Genomic DNA, 19,387 nt, shown 5'->3' with positions numbered 1-19,387 from the left:
GAGGCTCGTCGAGCCCCGCACGACTTCTTCAAACCGCGGCGAGGATCAGACCTCGACACCCTGCCCGGTCGGGACGTGGCGCACCTCGACGGCATCGGCCTGGGTGCGGGCGTTCTGGATCGCGATGTCCTGGCGCTTGACGCCGGGCCGGTCGCGCAGGGTCAGCACGATCGCGCCGATCATCGCGACCAATAGGATCAGGCCGGCGACCTGGAAGAACAAAAAGTAGTTGGTGTAGAGAACGAGACCCAGGGCCTGCGTGTTGGTCACGGTCTCCGAACCGGGCGAGACCGCCAGCGGCCCGTGCACCAGGCCGGGATCGATCGCCCAGGAGCCGACGACGAGAAGCAGCTCGATCAGGAACACCGCCCCGATCAGCCCGCCGACCGGCAGGTAGTCCTGGAAGCCCTGGCGCAGCTCGGCGAAATCGACGTCGAGCATCATCACGACGAACAGGAACAGCACCGCGACGGCGCCGACATAGACCACGACCAGGATCATGGCCAGGAACTCCGCCCCCATCAGCACGAACAGCCCGGAGGCGTTCACGAAGGCGAGGATGAGGAAGAGCACCGAGGTGACGGGGTTGCGCGAGGCGATCACCATGAAGCCGGAGGCGACGGTGATCGCGGCGAACAGATAGAAGAAGGCGGCGGCTGCGGTCATGCGCTGAATTCATGCCGCCTGGCGGCGGCCTCCTGCCCGACCCCCGGAGCGTCCCGGCGGCCCGTCTATAGAACCCGCTCCCGCGGCGCACAACCGGGGGAGCGGCGAATGTGTCGTCGGTGTGGGGAGGATCACCGCCCTCCCCTGTGCTCGAACCGAGGGAGGGACCGCCCTCCCCCGCGGGCGATCAGCGGTAGGGCGCGTCCGCCGCGATGTTGCGGGCGATCTCGCGCTCCCAGCGGTCGCCGTTCGCGAGCAGCTTCTCCTTGTCGTAGAGAAGCTCCTCGCGGGTCTCCACCGAGAACTCGAAGTTCGGCCCCTCGACGATGGCGTCCACCGGGCAGGCCTCCTGGCACATGCCGCAATAGATGCACTTCACCATGTCGATGTCGTAGCGGGTGGTGCGGCGCGTGCCGTCGTTGCGGCGCGGGCCCGCCTCGATGGTGATGGCCTGGGCCGGGCACACCGCCTCGCACAGCTTGCAGGCGATACAGCGCTCTTCCCCGTTGGGGTAGCGCCGCAGGGCGTGCTCGCCGCGGAAGCGCGGGCCGCGATGGCCCATCTCGAAGGGGTAGTTGATCGTCGCCTTGGGCTTGAAGAAGTAGCGCATCGCCAGGGCGAACCCGGTGACGAACTCCTTCAACAGCAGGCCGCGGGCGACCTGGTCGAGCTTCATGGCTCGTTCTCCGACGGTTGGGTTCAGGAGACCGGCGCGAGGCCGGTCAGCTTGAGGACGAAGGCGACGACGAAGACCATGACCAGCGAGAGCGGAAGGAAGACCTTCCAGCCCAGCCGCATGAGCTGGTCGTAGCGGTAGCGCGGCACCATGGCCTTCACCATGGCGATCATGAAGAACAGGAAGCTGGCCTTGAGGGCGAACCAGATCAGGCCCGGGACCCAGGTGAAGGGCGCGAACGGGATCGGGGAGAGCCAGCCGCCGAGGAACAGGATCGTGCCGAGCGCGCACATCGTGACGATGGCGACGTACTCGCCGAGCATGAACAGCAGGTACGGGGTGGAGGAGTATTCCACCATGTAGCCGGCGACGAGCTCGGATTCGGCCTCCGGCAGGTCGAAGGGCGGGCGGTTCGTCTCGGCGAGCGCCGAGATGAAGAACACCACGAACATCGGGAACAGCCACAGCCAGTACCAGCCGAGGATGCCGAGCGAGGTGTCCTGCGCCCGCACGATCTGCGACAGGTTGAGCGAGCCGGCGCACATCAGCACCGTCACGATCACGAAGCCGAGCGAGACCTCGTAGGACACCATCTGGGCGGCGGAGCGGAGCGCGCCGAGGAAGGCGTATTTCGAGTTCGAGGCCCAGCCGCCCATGATGACGCCGTAGACGCCGAGCGACGAGATCGCGAAGATGTAGATGATGCCGACATTGATGTCGGCGATCGGCCAGCCGTCGGCGAGCGGGATCACCGCCCAGGCGGCGAGCGCCAGGGTGGCGAAGATCAGCGGCGCCAGGAGGAACAGGCTCTTGTTGGCGCCGGCCGGAATCACCGGCTCCTTCAGCACGAACTTCAGGAGGTCGGCGAAGGATTGGAACAGGCCCCAGGGCCCGACCACGTTCGGGCCGCGGCGCAGCTGCACCGCCGCCCAGATCTTGCGGTCGGCCAGCAGCGCATAGGCGATGAAGACGAGCAGCGCCACCAGCAGCGCCACGCTCTTCAGGGCCACGAGGAGGACGGTGCCCAGCACCTCCCAGACGGTCATCGGTCGGTGCTCCTCATTCCGCCGCTTCGAGGGCCCGCCCGCGGGCGAGACCCGAGCACTCGGCGAGCACCCGCGAGGCGCGGGCGATCGGGTTGGTGAGATAGAAATCGGCCACCGCCGGGCGGAACGGCTCGCGGCCGGCCTCGCCCGAGAGACCCGCCAGCGTCGTCAGCGCGGCGACGCCGTCGCTCTGCGCGACCTGATCGATGCCGGCGAAGTGCGGATGCGCGGTGTAGAGCGCCTTGCGGAGCGCGGTCAGCGAGTCGAACGGCAGGCGCTGGCCGAGCACGTCCGACAGGGCGCGCAGGATCGCCCAATCCTCGCGGGCATCGCCCGGCGGGAAGGCGGCGCGGTTGGCGAGCTGGACCCGGCCTTCGAGGTTGACGTAGGTCGCCGACTTCTCGGTATAGGCCGCGCCCGGCAGGATCACGTCGGCGCGGTGGGCGCCCTTGTCGCCGTGGGTGCCCTGGTAGATCACGAAGGCGCCCGGGCCGACCTCGACCTCGTCGGCGCCGAGGTTGAACAGCACGTCGAGCGCGCCGCCCTGCACCATCTCGGCGAAGGTCAGGCCGCCCTCCCCCGGCACGAAGCCGAGATCGAGGGCGCCAACGCGGGACGCCGCGTTCTGGAGCACGCCGAGACCGTTCCAGCCCTCGGCCTTGGAACCGAGGCCATGGACGAGCTTGGCGACCGCGGCGAGGAGCGCTCCGCCATCGGCACGGGCGAGCGCCGCCTGGCCGACGATGACGAGCGGACGCTCGGCCCCCTTCAGCGCCTCGGCGAAGCTGTGACGGCCCGACGCGATCTCGGCCAGGGTCTCGGGGCCCGCGCCGAGATAGGTGTGGGGATAGGTGAGGTCCGCATCCTCGCCGATCACGCCGATCTGGACCGGGCTCATCCGCCAGCGCTTGCGGATGCGGGCGTTGAGCAGCGAGGCCTCGGTGCGCGGGTTGGCGCCGACGATCAGGATCGCGTCCGCCTGCTCGATGCCGGCGATGCCGGGACCGAAGGTGTAGGCGGCCCGGCCCCAGGCCGGATCGATCGCCGCGCCGTCCTGGCGGCAATCGAGGTTCCGGACCTTCAGCGCGCCCATCAACGTCTTGAGCGCGAAAATCTCCTCGACCCCGGCGAGGTCACCCACGATCGCGCCGACGCGCTTCGGATCGGCGCCCTTCAGCTTCGCCGCGATGGCCCCGAAGGCCTCGGCCCAGGAGGCCGGGCGCAGGCGGCCGTTCTCGCGCAGGTACGGCCGGTCGAGGCGCTGGAGGCGCAGGCCGTCGACGACGTGGCGGGTCTTGTCGGAGATCCACTCCTCGTTGATCGCCTCGTTCACCCGCGGCTCGATCTGCATCACCTCGCGGCCGCGGGTGTCGACGCGGATCGCCGAGCCGACCGCATCCATCACGTCGACGGACTCGGTCTTGTTCAGCTCCCAGGGGCGGACGTTGTAGGATTGCGGCTTGTGGACGAGCGCTCCGACCGGGCACAGGTCGGCGACGTTGCCCTGCAGCTCCGATTCCATCGCGCGCTCGAGATAGGAGGTGATCTCCATGTCCTCGCCGCGGCCGATGGCGCCGAGATCCGGCACGCCGGCGACTTCCGCCAAGAAGCGGACGCAGCGGGTGCAGTGGATGCAGCGGTTCATCGCGGTCCGCACCAGCGGGCCGATATACTTCTCCTCGACGGCGCGCTTGTTCTCGCCGTAGCGGGTCGAGTCGACGCCGTAGGCCATCGCCTGGTCCTGCAGGTCGCAATGGCCGCCCTGGTCGCAGATCGGGCAATCGAGCGGGTGGTTGATGAGGAGGAACTCCATCACCCCCTCGCGGGCCTTCTTGGTCAGGGCCGACTTGGTCGACACCGCCGGCGGCTCGCCGTTCGGGCCCGGGCGGCAATCGCGCACGGCCCAGGCGCAGGAGGCGACGGGCTTGGGCGCGCCCTTCAGCTCGACCAGGCACATGCGGCAATTGCCGGCGATCGACAGGCGCTCGTGGAAGCAGAAGCGCGGGATCTCGGCACCCGCGACCTCGCAGGCCTGGAGCAGGGTGTAGTCCGGCGGGACATCGACCTCGATGCCGTCGACGAGGATTTTGGTCATCGGTTCAGCTCAATGTGTCGCGTCGGCGAGATCGAGTCGGCGCTCGATGCGCTCGACGCGAAGCTCAAGGCGGTCGATCCGGCGATGGACGCCGGCCAGATTCTCTTCGACGCCGGAAACCCGCCGCTTCAGGTCGTTCACGTCGTCGATGAGGCGATCGACCTTCTCATCGATGCGCCGCAGGTAGACCAGAACCAGGTTGTCGGGTTCGCCGGCCATGACAGTTACTCCGCCGCCATCGGCACCGGGGTCGGGTGCGGGTTGGCGGTGTAGCGGTCGATGCGCTTCTCGATCTCGGGACGGAAATGCCGGATCAGGCCCTGGATCGGCCAGGCGGCGGCGTCGCCGAGCGCGCAGATCGTGTGGCCCTCGATCTGCTTCGTCACGTCGAGCAGCATGTCGATCTCGCGCTTCTGCGCCCGGCCTTCCGCCATGCGCAGCATCACGCGCCACATCCAGCCGGTGCCCTCGCGGCACGGGGTGCACTGGCCGCAGGACTCGTGCTTGTAGAAGTAGGCGATGCGGGCGATCGTCGCGACCATGTCGGTCGACTTGTCGAACACCATCACGGCGGCGGTGCCGAGACCCGACTTCAGGTTCTTCAGCGTGTCGAAATCCATCGGCGCGTCGATGATCTCGGCCGCCGGCACCAGCGGCACCGAGGAGCCGCCGGGGATCGAGCAGAGCAGGTTGTCCCAGCCGCCGCGCATGCCGCCGCAATGCCGGTCGATCAGCTCGCGGAAGGTGATGCCAAGCTCTTCCTCGACGTTGCACGGCTTGTTGACGTGGCCCGAGATGCAGAACAGCTTGGTGCCGGTATTGCCCGGCCGGCCGAGTCCCGCGAACCAGGCGCCGCCGCGGCGCAGGATGGTGCCGGCCACCGCGATCGACTCGACGTTGTTCACCGTCGTCGGGCAGCCGTAGAGGCCCATATTGGCCGGGAACGGCGGCTTCAGCCGCGGCATCCCCTTCTTTCCCTCCAGGCTCTCGATCAGCGCCGTCTCCTCGCCGCAGATGTAGGCACCGGCGCCGTGGTGGACGTAGATGTCGAAGGGGTAGTCGTGGAGGTTGCTCTCGCCGACGAGGCGGGCGGCATAGGCCTCGTCCACCGCGCGCTGGAGCGCGTGCTTCTCGGCGACGTACTCGCCGCGGATGTAGATGTAGCAGGCATGCGCGCCCATGGCGAAGCAGGCCAGCATGCAGCCCTCGATCAGGAGATGCGGGTCGTGCCGCATGATCTCCCGGTCCTTGCAGGTGCCCGGCTCCGACTCGTCGGCGTTGACCACGAGGTAGTGCGGCCGGCCATCCGACTTCTTCGGCATGAAGGACCACTTCAGGCCGGTGGGGAAGCCGGCGCCGCCGCGGCCGCGCAGGCCCGATTTCTTCATCTCCTCGATGATCCAGTCCCGGCCCTGCTGGAGCAGGAACTTGGTCCCGTCCCACGCGCCGCGTTTCTTCGCGGCCTCGAGACCGGGGGAGTGGAGACCATAGAGGTTGGTGAAGATCCGATCCTGATCGGCGAGCATGGCGATCGTCCTACAGGCCTGCTGTGAAGGGAAAGTACGTCATCGTCGTCAGGACTTCGCCGTCGGCGCCGGCGCATCCTTGCCGTCGGTGGGCTTGCCGTCCGCGGCCGCCTGCGCGGGCGCCGCGGCGGCCTTGCTCTCGGTCGCGCGGCCGGCATCGGGTCGCGCCGCCTTCGGGTTCTCGGCGGCCGAGGCCTCGGTGCGGGCCTTCTCGCCGGTCGTGTCGGCGCCCTGCTCCTTCAGCCCCTCTTCCTCGAAGCGCTTGCGCCAAGCGCCGACGCGCGAGCCGTCGAACAGCGTCTCGTCTTGGAGCGTCGTGACCGCGTCCTTGGGCTCGGAGGAGGTCCGGCCGATCTGCGACCCGATCTTCACCGGGCGGCCGGCGGCGAGGTCGTCCATCAGCTTGCCGAGGAGCTCAGGGGTGAGATCCTCGTAATAGTCGTGGTTGATCTGCGCCATCGGGGCGTTGCAGCACGCACCCAGGCACTCGACCTCGAGCCAGGAGAAGTTGCCGTCCGGGCTGACATGACCCGAGGGGCCGAGCCGCTCGTGCAGGTACTGCTTCAGCTCGCGGGCGCCGCAGACGTCGCAGGGAGCTGTGCCGCAGACCTGGATCCAGTAGCGGCCGACCGGCTCGAGGGCGAACATGGTGTAGAAGGTCGCGACCTCCAGCACCCGGATATGCGGCATGCCGAGCTGGTCGGCCACCGCCTCGATCGCCTTCTGCGGCAGCCAGCCGCCATTCTGCTCCTGCGCCTTCCACAGGAGCGGGATCACGGCCGAGGCCTGGCGCCCCTCAGGGTACTTGGCGATCTGCCCCTTGGCCCATTCCGCGTTCTCAGGCGTGAACGCGAAGCTCTCGGGCTGCTCGGATACCGGGGCGAGTCTGCGGTTGGCCATGTCTCAAACGTCCATGTCTCATACGTCTCCGGCGGGTGCGGTCTTCAGGCGCGATGCGCCCTCACCGGTCCACCTCGCCGAACACGATGTCGAGCGTGCCGAGGATGCACGACACGTCCGCCAGCATGTGGCCGCGGCACATCCAGTCCATCGCCTGGAGGTGGGCGAAGCCCGGAGCGCGGATCTTGCAGCGATACGGCTTGTTGGTGCCATCCGCCACGAGATAGACGCCGAACTCGCCCTTGGGCGCCTCGACCGCGGCATAGACCTCGCCGGCCGGGACGTGGAATCCCTCGGTATAGAGCTTGAAGTGGTGGATGAGCGCTTCCATCGAGCGCTTCATCTCGCGCCGCGGCGGCGGCGCGACCTTGCCGTCCTGCGTTGCGATCGGCCCCTGGCCGGCCGGCTCGCGCAGCTTGGCGATGCACTGCTTCATGATGCGCACCGACTGGCGCATCTCCTCCATGCGGATGACCTGGCGATCGTAGGTGTCGCCGTTCTTCCCCACGGGGATGTCGAACTCCATCTCGGCGTAGGCTTCGTAGGGCTGCGACTTGCGCAGGTCCCACGGGATGCCGGAGCCGCGCACCATCACGCCCGAGAAGCCCCAGGCCAGCGCCTCCTCGACCGACACGATGCCGATATCGACGTTGCGCTGCTTGAAGATGCGGTTCGACATCACGAGGTCGTCGAGATCGTCGACGATCTGCGGGAAGGTCTCGCAGAACGCCTCGATGTCGTCGATCAGGCTCGGCGGCAGGTCCTGGTGGACGCCGCCCGGCCGGAAGTAGTTGGCATGGAGACGCGCACCGGACGCGCGCTCGTAAAAGATCATCAGCTTCTCGCGCTCCTCGAAGCCCCAGAGCGGGGGCGTGAGGGCGCCGACATCCATCGCCTGCGTGGTGACGTTGAGGAGATGCGACAGCAGCCGGCCGATCTCGCAGTAGAGGGTGCGGATCAGCTGGGCCCGGCGCGGCACCTCGATGCCGAGCAGGCGCTCGATGCCGAGGCAGAAGGCGTGCTCCTGGTTCATCGGCGCGACGTAGTCGAGCCGGTCGAAATAGGGCGTCGCCTGGAGGTAGGTCTTGACCTCGATCAGCTTCTCGGTGCCGCGGTGGAGCAGGCCGATATGCGGATCGACGCGCTCGACCACCTCGCCGTCGAGTTCCAGCACGAGGCGCAGCACGCCGTGCGCCGCCGGGTGCTGTGGGCCGAAATTGATCGAGAAGTTGCGGATGCTGTGCTCGCCCATGTCGGCTCAGCCTTTCGCCGGTGCCTTGTCGGCCTTCTCGTCGCCCGGGAGCACGTAATCGGTGCCCTCCCAGGGGGACAGGAAGTCGAAGTTGCGGAATTCCTGCGTCAGTCGCACGGGCTCGTAGACCACCCGGGCCTCGTCCTGGTCGTAGCGGACCTCGACGAAGCCGGTGAGCGGGAAGTCCTTGCGGAGGGGATGCCCCTCGAAGCCGTAATCGGTGAGCAGCCGGCGCAGGTCCGGATGGCCCGAGAACAGGATGCCGTAGAGGTCGTAGGTCTCGCGCTCGAACCAGTTCGCGGCCGGGAAGACCGGGATCGCGGACGGGACCGGCGTGCGCTCGTCGGTCTGCACCTTCACGCGGATGCGCCGGTTATGGCGCATCGACAGCAGGTGGTAGACGACATCGAAGCGCTTCGCCCGCGCCGGGTAGTCGGCGCCGCAGATGTCGATGAAGGTAGAGAAGGCGCAGGCTGGATCGTCCCGCAGATGCGTGAGCACCCGCAGGATCTCGGAGCCCTCGACGATCAGGGTCAGTTCGCCGAAGGCGATCGTCCGGTCGTTGATCGCGGCGCCCAAGCTCGCGGCAAGCGTGTCGGACAGGGCCTGGAGGACCGCGTCGCCCTGCTCGCTCTGGGTATGGGCCCGGATGGTGATGCCGTTGCTCATGCGATCCCCGCCTCAGCGCTCGATGGTGCCGGTGCGGCGGATCTTCTTCTGCAGCAGCAGAACGCCGTAGAGCAGGGCCTCGGCGGTCGGCGGGCAGCCCGGGACGTAGATGTCCACCGGCACCACCCGGTCGCAGCCGCGCACCACCGAGTAGGAATAGTGGTAGTAGCCGCCACCGTTGGCGCAGGACCCCATCGAGATGACGTAGCGCGGCTCCGGCATCTGGTCGTAGACCTTGCGCAGCGCGGGCGCCATCTTGTTGGTCAGCGTGCCGGCGACGATCATCACGTCGGACTGGCGCGGCGAGCCGCGCGGGGCGAAGCCGAAGCGCTCGCAATCGTAGCGCGGCATCGACATCTGCATCATCTCGACGGCGCAGCAGGCCAGGCCGAAGGTCATCCACATCAGCGAGCCGGTGCGGGCCCAGGTGATGAGGTCGTCGGTGGTGGTGAGCAGGAAGCCGCGATCGGCGAGTTCGTCGCTGATCGTCAGGAAGGTCGGGTCGTTTGCGCCGATCGGCTTGCCGGTGGAGGGGTCGAGGATACCCTTCGGCTGCGGCGCGATCGCGGGGGCGCGGACGGTGGTGAGGGACATGGCGGGGTCCGGTGCTTCTCGTCTCGGGGGCGGCGTCGACGCTTTAAGCTTCTAGTCCCACTCGAGGGCGCCCTTGCGCCACTCGTAGACGAAGCCGACGGTCAGCACGCCGAGGAAGAGCATCATCGACCAGAAGCCGAACCAGCCGAGGTCCCCGAACGTGATCGCCCACGGGAACAGGAAGGCCACTTCGAGATCGAAGATGATGAACAGAATGGCGACGAGGTAGAAGCGCACGTCGAACTTCATGCGCGCGTCGTCGAAGGCGTTGAACCCGCACTCGTAGGCCGAGAGCTTCTCCGGGTCCGGGCTGTTATAGGCCACCAGGAACGGGGCCACGAGGAGCGCCGCCGCGATGAAGAGGGAGACGCCGATGAAGATCACCAGCGGCAGGTAATCCGACAGGAGGCCGTTCATCGAGCATCCTCAAGGGTTGGCGCGAGGCCTTGGTGCGGGCCCGCGCCGCGGGGGCCGCCGGGGCCGTTCTCGGAACGGTTCCAAAGCCCGGAAGGTGCGCGAGGCTTAAACGAGCGAGTATGACGAAACAAGGGGCGTTCGCACCGCACAAAGCGCGAACGTCAATCCGACAGATAGGGTGGCGGCCGGAGCGCACAACGCCGGGAAGCCCGGGTCCGCCGGGGAGTATCGTCGCAGGCCCCTCCCCTTCCGGGGCGTTTGCCGCCGTCCGGGCGTTTTTCGCGATCCGGTCGCCGTGCTGCGGTGCAGTATGAAGTGTCAACCGTCCGACAGGATCAGGGCCCAGAACCGCTTGTAGCGGCTCCCGGGCGCGTCGACGCGGGCGATGCCGACGCGCTTGACCTGCGGCATCAGCATGTTGCGGTTGTGCTCGGGCGAGACCTGCCAGCGCTTCAGCACCTCGTCGAAGGTGGCCGAGCCGGCGCTGAGATTCTCCGCAGCGTAGCGGCCGCCGAAGCCGGCGCGCTTGAGGCGCGCATCGAAGGTGCCGCCGACCTCGTGCGAGAGCTGTCCCGCCCGGGCATTGGCCCCGGCCTGGTAGGAGGCGGCGCGGATCAGCGAGGAATCGACGACGACCGGCCCGAGGCCGTGGCTGGCGCGATAGCGCGAGATCGCCGCCGCGGCGGCGGCCTCGTCGAGGATCACCGGCGTCGTCGGCAGGTCGGGCGTCGGCAGGATCGCCGTGCCGCTGCAGCCGGCAAGTGCCAGGGCTCCGGCGGCCAGGCCCCCGGCGAGGAGCGTCGTCGCGAGGCCGCGCCGCGGGACCCCTGCCACGCGAGAGGCGGGAACCGTCGAACGGAACGGATGCGACATCGTCTTCACTCAAGCCCTGGACAAGCGGCGCCATGCGCGAAGCCGCCACCTGTCGGGCGATTGTGGAGATTTTCGGGGCGAGGGCCCGCCTCACGCCGCCCGTAAGGTCGCGAGGAAGCGGTGGACCTCGGCGCCGATGCTGGCCGATTGCCGCGCGACGGTGTCGGCGGCCTCCAGCACGTGCCGGGCGGCCGCGCCGGTGGCCTCGGCATCGAGGGCCAGGCCCTCGACCGACCCGCTGACCTGGGCGGTGCCGGCGGCGGCCTGCGCGACGCTCGACACGATCGCCTGCGTCGCGCCGACCTGGGCCTCGACCGCGGCGGCGACCCGGGCCGAGACGCCGCTGATGGCGCGGGCCTGTGCGGCCACGTCGCCCATGGCGGCACTCGCCTGGCGGGTGGTGTCCTGGATCGCCGCGACCTGGGCCGAGATCTCCTGCGTCGCCCGGTCGGTCTGGCCGGCGAGCTCCTTCACCTCGGCGGCGACGACCGCGAAGCCGCGCCCCGCCTCGCCCGCCCGGGCCGCCTCGATCGTCGCGTTCAGCGCCAGCAGGTTCGTCTGCGAGGCGACCCCGGCGATCACCGATATCACGGTGCCGATGCGCGAAGCGGCCTCGTTGAGGCTGTGCATCACCGCGGCGGTCCTGTCGGTCCCGGCCACCGCGTCCTGCGCCATCGCGGCGGCCTCGCGCACGCCGGTCCCGACCTCGGCGATCGACCGGCCGAGCCCTTCGGCCGCCTCCGCCAACCCTCCGGCCTCGCGGGAGGCGGCGGCGGCCGACGCCGCGGCGGTGCCGGCCCGGCCGACGGCCTCGGCGGCGGTGCCGGACATCGCCCGGGCGGTCGCATCGAGGTCGCGGGCCGCTTCATCGACCTGGGCCAGCACCCCCGCCACCGCGGTCTCGAAGGCCCGGACCTCCTGACTCATCTGCGCGGCGCGGCGGGCCTGCGCTTCGCTGGCGTCCCGTTCGGCCGCAAGCGCTTCGCGCTCCATGAGGACGATCCGGAACCCGTCGATGGCCCGGGCGATTCCCCCGATCTCGTCGCGCCGGCCGGTGCCGGGCACCGCGACGTCGTAGCGGGATGCGGCGAGCGCCGCGGTGGCCCCGGTCAGGCTTTCGAGGCCGCCGACGATCGAGCGCCAGCCGAGCACGCCGAACAGGCCGACGCCGACGAGCGCCGCGCCCGCGATGGCGCAGAGCCACAGGGCATGGCGCCAGAACGCCGCGTCGATGTCGTCGATGTAGACGCCGGTGAAGATCGCGAGCTGCCACGGCGCGAAGCCCTGGATGTAGCTCAGCTTCGCGACGTGGGCGGTGCCGCCCGGGCGGGTGAACAGGTAGCGCAGGGTGCCGGGCGTACCGGATCGGGCGATGGCGGTGATGGCCTTGACGAGGAGCATGCCGCCCGCATCCTTCAGGCCGCTCATGTCCTTGCCGATCCAGTCGGGCTTCGGCGGCATCACCAAGGCGGTGCCGGAAAAGTCGTAGACCGCGAGGTAGTTGTCGCCCTCGTAGCGCATGTCGTGGGCGCGGGCGGAGAACTGCGCCATCGCCGCGTCCCGGGTCAATGTGCCGGCCTTCACCTGCGCCTCGAGGGCCGTGGCGGCCGCGAGCGCCACGTCGGAGAGGGCACGCATCTTCGCCACCCGCTCGGCGATCAGGCTGTCGTGGTTGGCCCGCAGGGCATAGACTACCACCGCCCCGAAGCCGATCACCGCCGCCATCATCATGACGGCGAACTTCCGGCTCACGCTCGTGTTCGACCAAGACATCGTCGATCCTCGACCCTTCGGGCGGGACCTTACGGCAGCGATGCTTGAGATTGCCTTAGCGTCAGTTCGGCATCGCAACATGAGGTGCGAGGCTGGTAAGCGACCGAAACCGGAACGATATATGGCGAGTGGCGCGGGCGACGGGGCTCGAACCCGCGACCTCCGGCGTGACAGGCCGGCACTCTAACCAACTGAGCTACGCCCGCGCGGCGTGCTCGCTTCACCATGTAGCTTGCGCTGACATTCTCGCAGGGGAGAATGGCGCGGACGACGGGGCTCGAACCCGCGACCTCCGGCGTGACAGGCCGGCACTCTAACCGACTGAGCTACGTCCGCACATGGCGCTTTGCACTACAGAAACGCCCTTTCCGATAAAGGAAGTGGCGCGGACGACGGGGCTCGAACCCGCGACCTCCGGCGTGACAGGCCGGCACTCTAACCGACTGAGCTACGTCCGCCCGGCGTCTCGCAGTGCTGCGATGGCCGCGGTGTATGGGGAGCCCCCTACCCTGTCAAGCCGCCGGCTCAAGAAAGTCGGGAGGGGGTCGGCGCAGGATGGCGGGTGGGGTACCGCTCCCCTCGCCCGCCATCCTCCCGCCCATGGGACGCCCCGCATGCGAAGGCTCGCGACGCCGTCTTGCACTCGCGCCCCAGGCGCCTTAACGATGCCGACACCCGGGCGGTTAGCTCAGTTGGTAGAGCATCTCGTTTACACCGAGAGGGTCGGCGGTTCGAGCCCGTCACCGCCCACCAAATTCTTCAATGATTGAGCGCCCTCTCGCGCGCCGGCGGCCTTGTCCCGCTGGTGGATCGGCTCGATGGCCTCCGCGTCGTCGAGATTTCGCGCACCTCTGCCAAGCGGCGAGACGACGGTTTCGCCCTTGCGGCAATCCGAATGCTCCTACCCTCCCGCCTCATCCTGAGGTGCCGCGTCGCGGCCTCGAAGGAGGGCTCCAGCAATCTCCGCGACTCCTGAAGCCCTCCTTCGAGGCCCTCGATCGAAGATCGACCAACACCTCAGGATGAGGCGGGAGGGTAGAACATCCCGCACTATCTCATTGCCACAAAGACCAATGCCTTCAAAATGGCTCCCAGGCCTCGCCTCAGAGAAGATTTGAGCGCGATCCGCCCGGTCATTCGGCGCTTGCGCTGATGGGTCCCGGGTTCTCGCCTGCGGCGAGCCCCAGGATGACCCTATGAGATGGGGACGCGGAGCGTGTTTCGAGCGGCGCGCTGTCAGCGATACGCCGCCGCGATCCCCAAAAAGTCCTCCGCCTTCAGGCTCGCCCCGCCGACGAGCGCGCCGTCGACATTGGCGACACCCATCAGCTCGGCGGCGTTCGAGGGCTTCACCGAGCCGCCGTAGAGGATCCGTACCTTGGCCCCTTCCTCTCCGAGGCGGCTCTCGAGCTCCTTGCGGATCAGCGCATGGACTTGCGCCACGTCGTCCACCGTCGGGGTGAGCCCGGTGCCGATCGCCCAGACCGGCTCGTAGGCGATCACCGTGTCGGCGGCTTTAGCGCCGTCGGGGAGCGAGCCGGCGAGCTGGCCGCGCACGATCTCCAGGGTCCGGCCGGCCTCGCGCTCCTCGCGGGTCTCGCCGACACAGATGATCGCGACCAGCCCGGCCCGGCGGGCGGCGAGCGCCTTGGCGCGGATGTCGGCGTCGCTCTCATGGTGGTAGGCGCGGCGCTCGGAATGGCCGACGATCGTGGCGGTGGCGCCGAGATCCGCCAGCATCTCGGCCGAAACGTTGCCGGTATAGGCGCCATTCGCCTCGGCATGGACGTCCTGCCCGCCGACCCCGACGGGCGAGCCCTCCAGCGCGGCGGCCGTCGCGCCGACCAGCGTCGCGGGCGGGCAGACCAGCACGTCGATCCGCTGCGCCAGCCCGGCATCGAGGCCGTCGCGGACCGCCTCGGCCACTTTCAGCGAGGCCGTGAAGCCGTTCATCTTCCAGTTTCCCGCCACCAGCGGGCGCGGCCGTTCGGTCGTCATCGTGTCTCCCCCGATCGTCGATCAAGCGTCGCCGGGTAACAGGTCCGCCGCCGGGCGGCAAACGTCCGGGGAGGCCCGCTCTTTGCCTTGCGGCGCTTATGCGGTATCGCGGCCCGATCCGGGCGCCCCCTCGCGGCAGGCGCCCCCATGCATTCGAGGATCGCGATGCTCCAGGGGTTCCGCGCCGCCAGCCAGAGCTGGCTCGGCAAGATCGTGGTGACGGTGGTGTTCGGCCTCCTGATCGCGGGCCTCGCCATCTTCGGCATCGGCGACATCTTCCGGGGTGGCGGCAGCAACGCGGTCGCCACGGTCGGCAGCACGCAGATCCCGGCGGAAGCCCTGCGCACCGCCTACCAGAACCAGCTCCAGCGCCTGTCGCGCCAGACCCGGCGGCCGATCACGCCGGACCAGGCGAGGGCCCTCGGCCTCGACCGGCAGGTCCTGGGCCAGCTCATCACCGAAGCCTCCCTCGACCAGAAGACCAAGGATCTGGGCCTGCGCATCCCCGATGCCGCAGTGGTGCGGCTGATCCAGGAGGAGCCGGCCTTCAAGGGCCCGAACGGCGCCTTCGACGTCAACACCTTCCGCGATACCCTGCGCCAGGCCGGCCTGACCGAGCAGGGCTTCGTGCAGGAGCAGCGCGCCGTCGCCGCCCGCCTCCAGCTCGCAGACGCGATCACCGCCGATCTGCCGGTGCCGCTGGCCGCCCGCGAGGCGATCCACCTCTACACCGCCGAGCGGCGAGCGGCCGCCTACTTCACCCTGCCGGATTCGGCCGCGGGCGAGATCCCGGCCCCGACCGAGGAGGAGGTCACGACCTTCTATAACGACCGCAAGAGCGCGTTCCGGGCGCCGGAAGTCCGCAGCGTCAACCTGCTCGTCCTCGACCCTGCGACCCTGGCCAAGCCCGACGCCGTGACCGACGCGGAGGCCCGCGCCCGCTACGATTCCGAGAAGAGCAAGTTCGGCACGCCCGAGAAGCGCACGATCCAGCAGATCGTGTTCCCGAACGACGCCGACGCGGCGGCGGCTCTCGCCCGCATCCGCAGCGGCGCGGTGAGCTTCGACCAGCTCGCGACCGAGCGCGGCCTCGACGCCAAGGCGCTCGATCTCGGTACCTTCACCAAGTCCGAGCTGTTCGATCCCGCAGTGGCGGATGCCGCCTTCGCGGCCGAGCCGAACGCCGTCAGCGAGCCGGTCAAGGGCCGCTTCGGCACGGTGCTGCTGCGGGTCACGGCGGTGCAGCCCGAGGCGCGCAAGCCCTTCGACGAGGTGGCCGGCGAGGTCCGCCAGGAGGTCGCCCTCGACAAGGCCCGGGACGGGCTGGAAAAGGTCCATGACGCGATCGAGGACCAGCGCGCCGGTGCCAAGCCCCTCGCCGACATCGCCCGCGAGCAGGGCCTGCCTCTCGTCACCGTCCCGGCGGTCGATGCGCAGGGGCGCGATCCCCAGGGCAAGGCGGTCGAGGCGATCCCCGACAAGGACACGACGCTCGCGGCGATCTTCCGCAGCGACATGGGCGCCGACAACGAGGCCCTGCGCACCCGCTCCGGCGGCTACGTCTGGTACGACGTGACCAAGATCGACCCGGCCCACGACAAGCCGCTGGCCGAGGTCCGCGACGCCGTGGTGGCGCAGTGGAAGGCCGACGAGATCGCCCGCCGCCTCGCCGCCAAGGCGAAAGAGGCGACCGAGCGGCTCGACAAGGGCGAGGCGATCGAGGCGGTGGCGAAGTCCCTCGGCCAGGAGGCGAAGACCGCAACCGACATCGCCCGCGGCCGCGGCCGCGACGGCCTCTCCACCGAGAGCGTCGCTCGCATCTTCACGACGCCGGTGGGCAAGGCCGGCACCGCCGCCGGCGAGGAGACCGCCAGGGTGGTGTTCCGGGTGACGAGCGCCACGGTGCCGGCCTTCGTGCCGAGCGCGCCGGCCGCGGTCGCGGTGGAGCAGCAGTACCGCACGGCTCTGGCCGACGACATCCTCGCCGAGTACATCGCCGACGTGCAGAAGCAGGCCGGGGTCTCGGTCAACGAGGCCGCGTTCCGCCGCGCCATCGGCGGCGAGTACTGATCCCGTGCTGGTCGCCCCCTCTCAAGAGGCCGCCGCGGCGGCCTTCGACGCGGGCCGCCCGGTCCTCCTGCGTGCCACCCTGGTGGCCGACCTGGAGACGCCGGTCGCCGCCTTCCTGAAGCTCAAGGCCGGCCGCGAGGGCGCGGCCTTCCTGCTCGAATCGGTCGAGGGCGGCGCCGTCCGCGGCCGTTACTCGATGATCGGCCTCGATCCCGACCTGATCTGGCGCTGCACCGAGGGCCGGGCCGAGCGCGCCGTGGCACCCGACCTGGCGGCGTTCCGCCCCGAGGAGGCCGCCCCGCTCGACAGCCTGCGGGCGCTGATCGCCGAGAGCGCGATTCCCGCCGAACCCGGCCTGCCGCCGATGGCGGCGGGCCTGTTCGGCTATCTCGGCTACGACATGGTGCGGGAGATGGAGCGGCTTGACGCCCCCCACCCCGACCCGATCGGGGTGCCGGACGCGATCCTGATCCGCCCGACCGTGATGGTGATCTTCGACGCGGTGCGCGACGAGATCGCCCTCGTGGCGCCGATCCGCCCTGCGCCCGGCCTATCGGCGCGAGCCGCCTACGAGGCGGCGCTCGCGCGGCTGGAGAGCGCCGCCGACGCGCTGGAGGGCCCGCTGCCGGTCGAGGCGCGGCAGAACCCGACCGGGATCCCGGCGCCCGCCCAGGTCTCGAACATCGCGCCCGACGACTTCCTCGGCATGGTGGCGCGGGCCAAGGAGTACATCGCCGCCGGCGACATCTTCCAGGTGGTGCTGTCGCAGCGCTTCGAATCGCCGTTCACCTTGCACCCGCTGGCGCTCTACCGCGCCTTGCGCAGGGTCAATCCGGCGCCGTTCCTGTGCTACCTCGATTTCGGCGCCTTCCAGATCGTCTGCTCCTCGCCGGAGATCCTGGTGCGGGTGCGCGACGGCGCGGTGACGATCCGGCCGATCGCCGGGACGCGGCCCCGCGGCGCGACGCCGGAACAGGACCGGGCACTCGCCGACGAGCTGCTCGCCGACCCCAAGGAGCGCTCCGAGCACCTGATGCTGCTCGATCTCGGCCGCAACGATGTCGGCCGCGTCGCCGAGATCGGCAGCGTGCGGGTGACGGATTCGTTCTTCCTCGAATTCTACAGTCAGGTCATGCACATCGTGTCGAACGTCGAGGGCCGCCTCGACGCGCGCCACGACGCCCTCTCGGCGCTCGCCGCGGGATTTCCCGCCGGCACGGTCTCGGGCGCCCCGAAGGTGCGGGCGATGCAGATCATCGACGAACTGGAGCGCGAGAAGCGCGGGCCCTATGGCGGCTGCATCGGCTATTTCGGGGCCGACGGCCAGATGGACACCTGCATCGTGCTGCGCACCGCCATCGTCAAGGACGGCCGGATGCACGTCCAGGCGGGTGCGGGCATCGTGCACGATTCCGATCCGGCTTCCGAGCAGCAGGAATGCGTCAACAAGGCCAAGGCGCTGTTCCGGGCCGCGGAAGAGGCGGTGCGCTTCGCCGCCCAGGCACGGCGGGGGCAGTAGCGCGCGGTCGTCGTCGTAGGAGAGCTTTACGCTAGGTCGGAGAGGCGCTGGTTTCTCCCTCCCCCCTCTGCGGGGGAGGGTGCCCCACGGAGTGGGGCGGGAGAGGGGACGCCGCTTCCGGAAATGTCGCGACCAGGGTGACGGGCGCCCTCTGGATCAGCGTCGCGCTGCCCCTCTCGGCGGGACTTCGTCCCGCTGCGCTCACTCCGTTCGCCACCCTCCCCCGCAGAGGGGGAGGGGAAACCCGCGCCTTTCCCCGAATAGCCCTGCGAATGCCGGTACACCGGCCGAGGCAGAACCTCCCTCGCCCCGCCTTTTCTCGGGCGACGGCCCCTCGGCCCCCCGGCGTAAAACTTTATCTGCGGCCCCCGATGGTGTAGGCGCGGCGATCCGTTCCGCCCGCCCGCGGCGTGCGCCCTCCCCGGGGGGCGCCGCCGCCCCCGAGGTCGCCCCCGATGTCCACCCGCCTCGCCGACACCTTCGCCCGCTGCCGCACGGAGAACCGCGCCGCCCTCGTCACCTACGTGATGGCGGGCGATCCCGATCCCGAGACCTCGCTCCAGGTGCTGCGCGCCCTCCCCGAGGCCGGGGCCGACATCGTCGAGTTCGGCCTGCCCTTCACCGATCCGATGGCCGACGGGCCGGCGATCCAGGCGGCGGGCCTGCGGGCGCTCAAGGTCGGCCAGACGCTTGCCGGCACCCTGGAGCTGGTGCGCCGCTTCCGAGCCGAGAACACCGGCACGCCGGTGATCCTGATGGGCTACTACAACCCGATCTACACCTACGGCGTCGCCCGCTTCCTCGACGAGGCCAAGGCGATCGGCATCGACGGGCTGATCGTGGTCGATCTGCCGCCGGAGGAGGACGACGAGCTCTGCCTGCCGACGCTCCGGGCCGGCCTCGCCTTCATCCGTCTCGCCACCCCGACCACCGACGAGGCGCGCCTGCCGGCGGTGCTCGCGAACACCTCGGGCTTCGTCTACTACGTGTCGATCACCGGCATCACCGGCACGGCGACCCCGGATTTCGGCGTGGTCGGCGGCGCGGTCGAGCGCATCCGCCGCCACACCGACCTGCCGGTGGTGGTGGGCTTCGGCGTCAAGACCGGCGCGCATGCCGCGTCGATCGCCCGCTACGCCGACGGCGTCGTGGTCGGCTCGGCGATCGTCGATGCGCTGGCCCGCTCGCTGGACGGCGAGGGCCGGGCGCAAGCCGGCTCGCTCGAGGCGGTGACGACGCTCGTGCGCGATCTCGCTGCCGGCGTGCGCGCCGGACGCGCGGGCTGACGCTGCAGACCCCATATCACCGACACG

General features: G+C 69.8%; 16 protein-coding genes, 4 tRNA genes and 1 pseudogene. 4 read left to right on the top strand and 17 right to left on the bottom strand.

The window, feature by feature from the left end:
• Window positions 1–45: 45 nt before the first annotated feature.
• From AC3AOF_RS07320 to AC3AOF_RS07245, 16 genes and pseudogenes are all read right to left on the bottom strand, one after another.
• Window positions 46–666, bottom strand: a complete 621-nt coding sequence (locus tag AC3AOF_RS07320; RefSeq protein WP_236991398.1) for an NADH-quinone oxidoreductase subunit J — start codon at window positions 664–666, stop codon at window positions 46–48.
• Between the two features lie 187 nt (window positions 667–853).
• Window positions 854–1,342: an NADH-quinone oxidoreductase subunit NuoI gene (gene nuoI, locus AC3AOF_RS07315; RefSeq protein ID WP_048425444.1), complete on the bottom strand. Its 489-nt coding sequence runs from the start codon at window positions 1,340–1,342 to the stop codon at window positions 854–856.
• A gap of 23 nt (window positions 1,343–1,365) precedes the next feature.
• Window positions 1,366–2,388, bottom strand: a complete 1,023-nt coding sequence (gene nuoH / locus AC3AOF_RS07310; RefSeq protein WP_203154534.1) for an NADH-quinone oxidoreductase subunit NuoH — start codon at window positions 2,386–2,388, stop codon at window positions 1,366–1,368.
• 13 nt (window positions 2,389–2,401) lie between these two features.
• Window positions 2,402–4,483, bottom strand: coding sequence for an NADH-quinone oxidoreductase subunit NuoG (gene nuoG, locus AC3AOF_RS07305; protein ID WP_488348087.1), 2,082 nt, complete (start codon window positions 4,481–4,483; stop codon window positions 2,402–2,404).
• 9 nt (window positions 4,484–4,492) lie between these two features.
• A complete protein-coding gene (locus AC3AOF_RS07300; protein WP_488348086.1) occupies window positions 4,493–4,702 on the bottom strand; it encodes a hypothetical protein in 210 nt (69 codons plus the stop codon).
• 5 nt (window positions 4,703–4,707) lie between these two features.
• On the bottom strand, window positions 4,708–6,009 hold the full coding sequence (gene nuoF, locus AC3AOF_RS07295; RefSeq protein WP_236991401.1) for an NADH-quinone oxidoreductase subunit NuoF: 1,302 nt from the start codon (window positions 6,007–6,009) through the stop codon (window positions 4,708–4,710).
• Window positions 6,010–6,063: 54 nt separating this feature from the next.
• Window positions 6,064–6,909 (bottom strand): annotated as a pseudogene (gene nuoE, locus AC3AOF_RS07290) (NADH-quinone oxidoreductase subunit NuoE); the annotation flags it as partial.
• Window positions 6,910–6,970: 61 nt separating this feature from the next.
• Window positions 6,971–8,161, bottom strand: a complete 1,191-nt coding sequence (locus AC3AOF_RS07285) for an NADH-quinone oxidoreductase subunit D (RefSeq protein WP_236991402.1) — start codon at window positions 8,159–8,161, stop codon at window positions 6,971–6,973.
• Window positions 8,162–8,167: 6 nt separating this feature from the next.
• Window positions 8,168–8,830 carry an NADH-quinone oxidoreductase subunit C gene (locus tag AC3AOF_RS07280; protein ID WP_236991403.1) on the bottom strand — a complete coding sequence of 221 codons (663 nt, stop codon included), beginning with the start codon at window positions 8,828–8,830 and terminating at the stop codon, window positions 8,168–8,170.
• Window positions 8,831–8,842: 12 nt separating this feature from the next.
• Complete coding sequence (locus AC3AOF_RS07275; RefSeq protein WP_236991404.1) at window positions 8,843–9,424, bottom strand: NuoB/complex I 20 kDa subunit family protein; 582 nt, start codon at window positions 9,422–9,424, stop codon at window positions 8,843–8,845.
• Window positions 9,425–9,475: 51 nt separating this feature from the next.
• On the bottom strand, window positions 9,476–9,841 hold the full coding sequence (locus AC3AOF_RS07270) for an NADH-quinone oxidoreductase subunit A (RefSeq protein WP_048453080.1): 366 nt from the start codon (window positions 9,839–9,841) through the stop codon (window positions 9,476–9,478).
• A gap of 318 nt (window positions 9,842–10,159) precedes the next feature.
• Window positions 10,160–10,714, bottom strand: a complete 555-nt coding sequence (locus AC3AOF_RS07265; RefSeq protein WP_488348085.1) for a CAP domain-containing protein — start codon at window positions 10,712–10,714, stop codon at window positions 10,160–10,162.
• Window positions 10,715–10,804: 90 nt separating this feature from the next.
• The gene (locus AC3AOF_RS07260) at window positions 10,805–12,487 is read right to left on the bottom strand and encodes a methyl-accepting chemotaxis protein (protein ID WP_488348084.1); all 1,683 of its coding nucleotides are present in this window, start codon (window positions 12,485–12,487) and stop codon (window positions 10,805–10,807) included.
• A 129-nt stretch (window positions 12,488–12,616) separates the two neighbouring features.
• Window positions 12,617–12,693, bottom strand: a tRNA-Asp gene (locus tag AC3AOF_RS07255).
• 53 nt (window positions 12,694–12,746) lie between these two features.
• Window positions 12,747–12,823 (bottom strand) — tRNA-Asp (locus tag AC3AOF_RS07250).
• Between the two features lie 45 nt (window positions 12,824–12,868).
• A tRNA-Asp gene (locus AC3AOF_RS07245) sits at window positions 12,869–12,945 on the bottom strand.
• Window positions 12,946–13,164: 219 nt separating this feature from the next.
• Here AC3AOF_RS07245 and AC3AOF_RS07240 point away from each other — a divergent pair.
• Window positions 13,165–13,240, top strand: a tRNA-Val gene (locus AC3AOF_RS07240).
• A 483-nt stretch (window positions 13,241–13,723) separates the two neighbouring features.
• On the opposite strand, the gene tpiA is transcribed toward AC3AOF_RS07240, so the two are convergent.
• A complete protein-coding gene (gene tpiA / locus AC3AOF_RS07235; RefSeq protein WP_488348083.1) occupies window positions 13,724–14,485 on the bottom strand; it encodes a triose-phosphate isomerase in 762 nt (253 codons plus the stop codon).
• A 165-nt stretch (window positions 14,486–14,650) separates the two neighbouring features.
• Between tpiA and AC3AOF_RS07230 the strand changes: the two genes are divergently transcribed.
• The 3 genes from AC3AOF_RS07230 to trpA all read left to right on the top strand — a co-directional run bounded on the left by AC3AOF_RS07230 (window position 14,651) and on the right by trpA (window position 19,360).
• On the top strand, window positions 14,651–16,555 hold the full coding sequence (locus tag AC3AOF_RS07230) for a peptidylprolyl isomerase (protein ID WP_488348969.1): 1,905 nt from the start codon (window positions 14,651–14,653) through the stop codon (window positions 16,553–16,555).
• A 4-nt stretch (window positions 16,556–16,559) separates the two neighbouring features.
• Complete coding sequence (gene trpE / locus AC3AOF_RS07225) at window positions 16,560–18,074, top strand: anthranilate synthase component I (protein WP_488348082.1); 1,515 nt, start codon at window positions 16,560–16,562, stop codon at window positions 18,072–18,074.
• Window positions 18,075–18,529: 455 nt separating this feature from the next.
• Window positions 18,530–19,360, top strand: coding sequence for a tryptophan synthase subunit alpha (gene trpA / locus AC3AOF_RS07220; RefSeq protein WP_488348081.1), 831 nt, complete (start codon window positions 18,530–18,532; stop codon window positions 19,358–19,360).
• Window positions 19,361–19,387: the final 27 nt, after the last annotated feature.

The organism is Methylobacterium sp. 142-1Y, from assembly GCF_057747795.1.
This window is presented reverse-complemented; position numbering and strand designations above follow the sequence as displayed.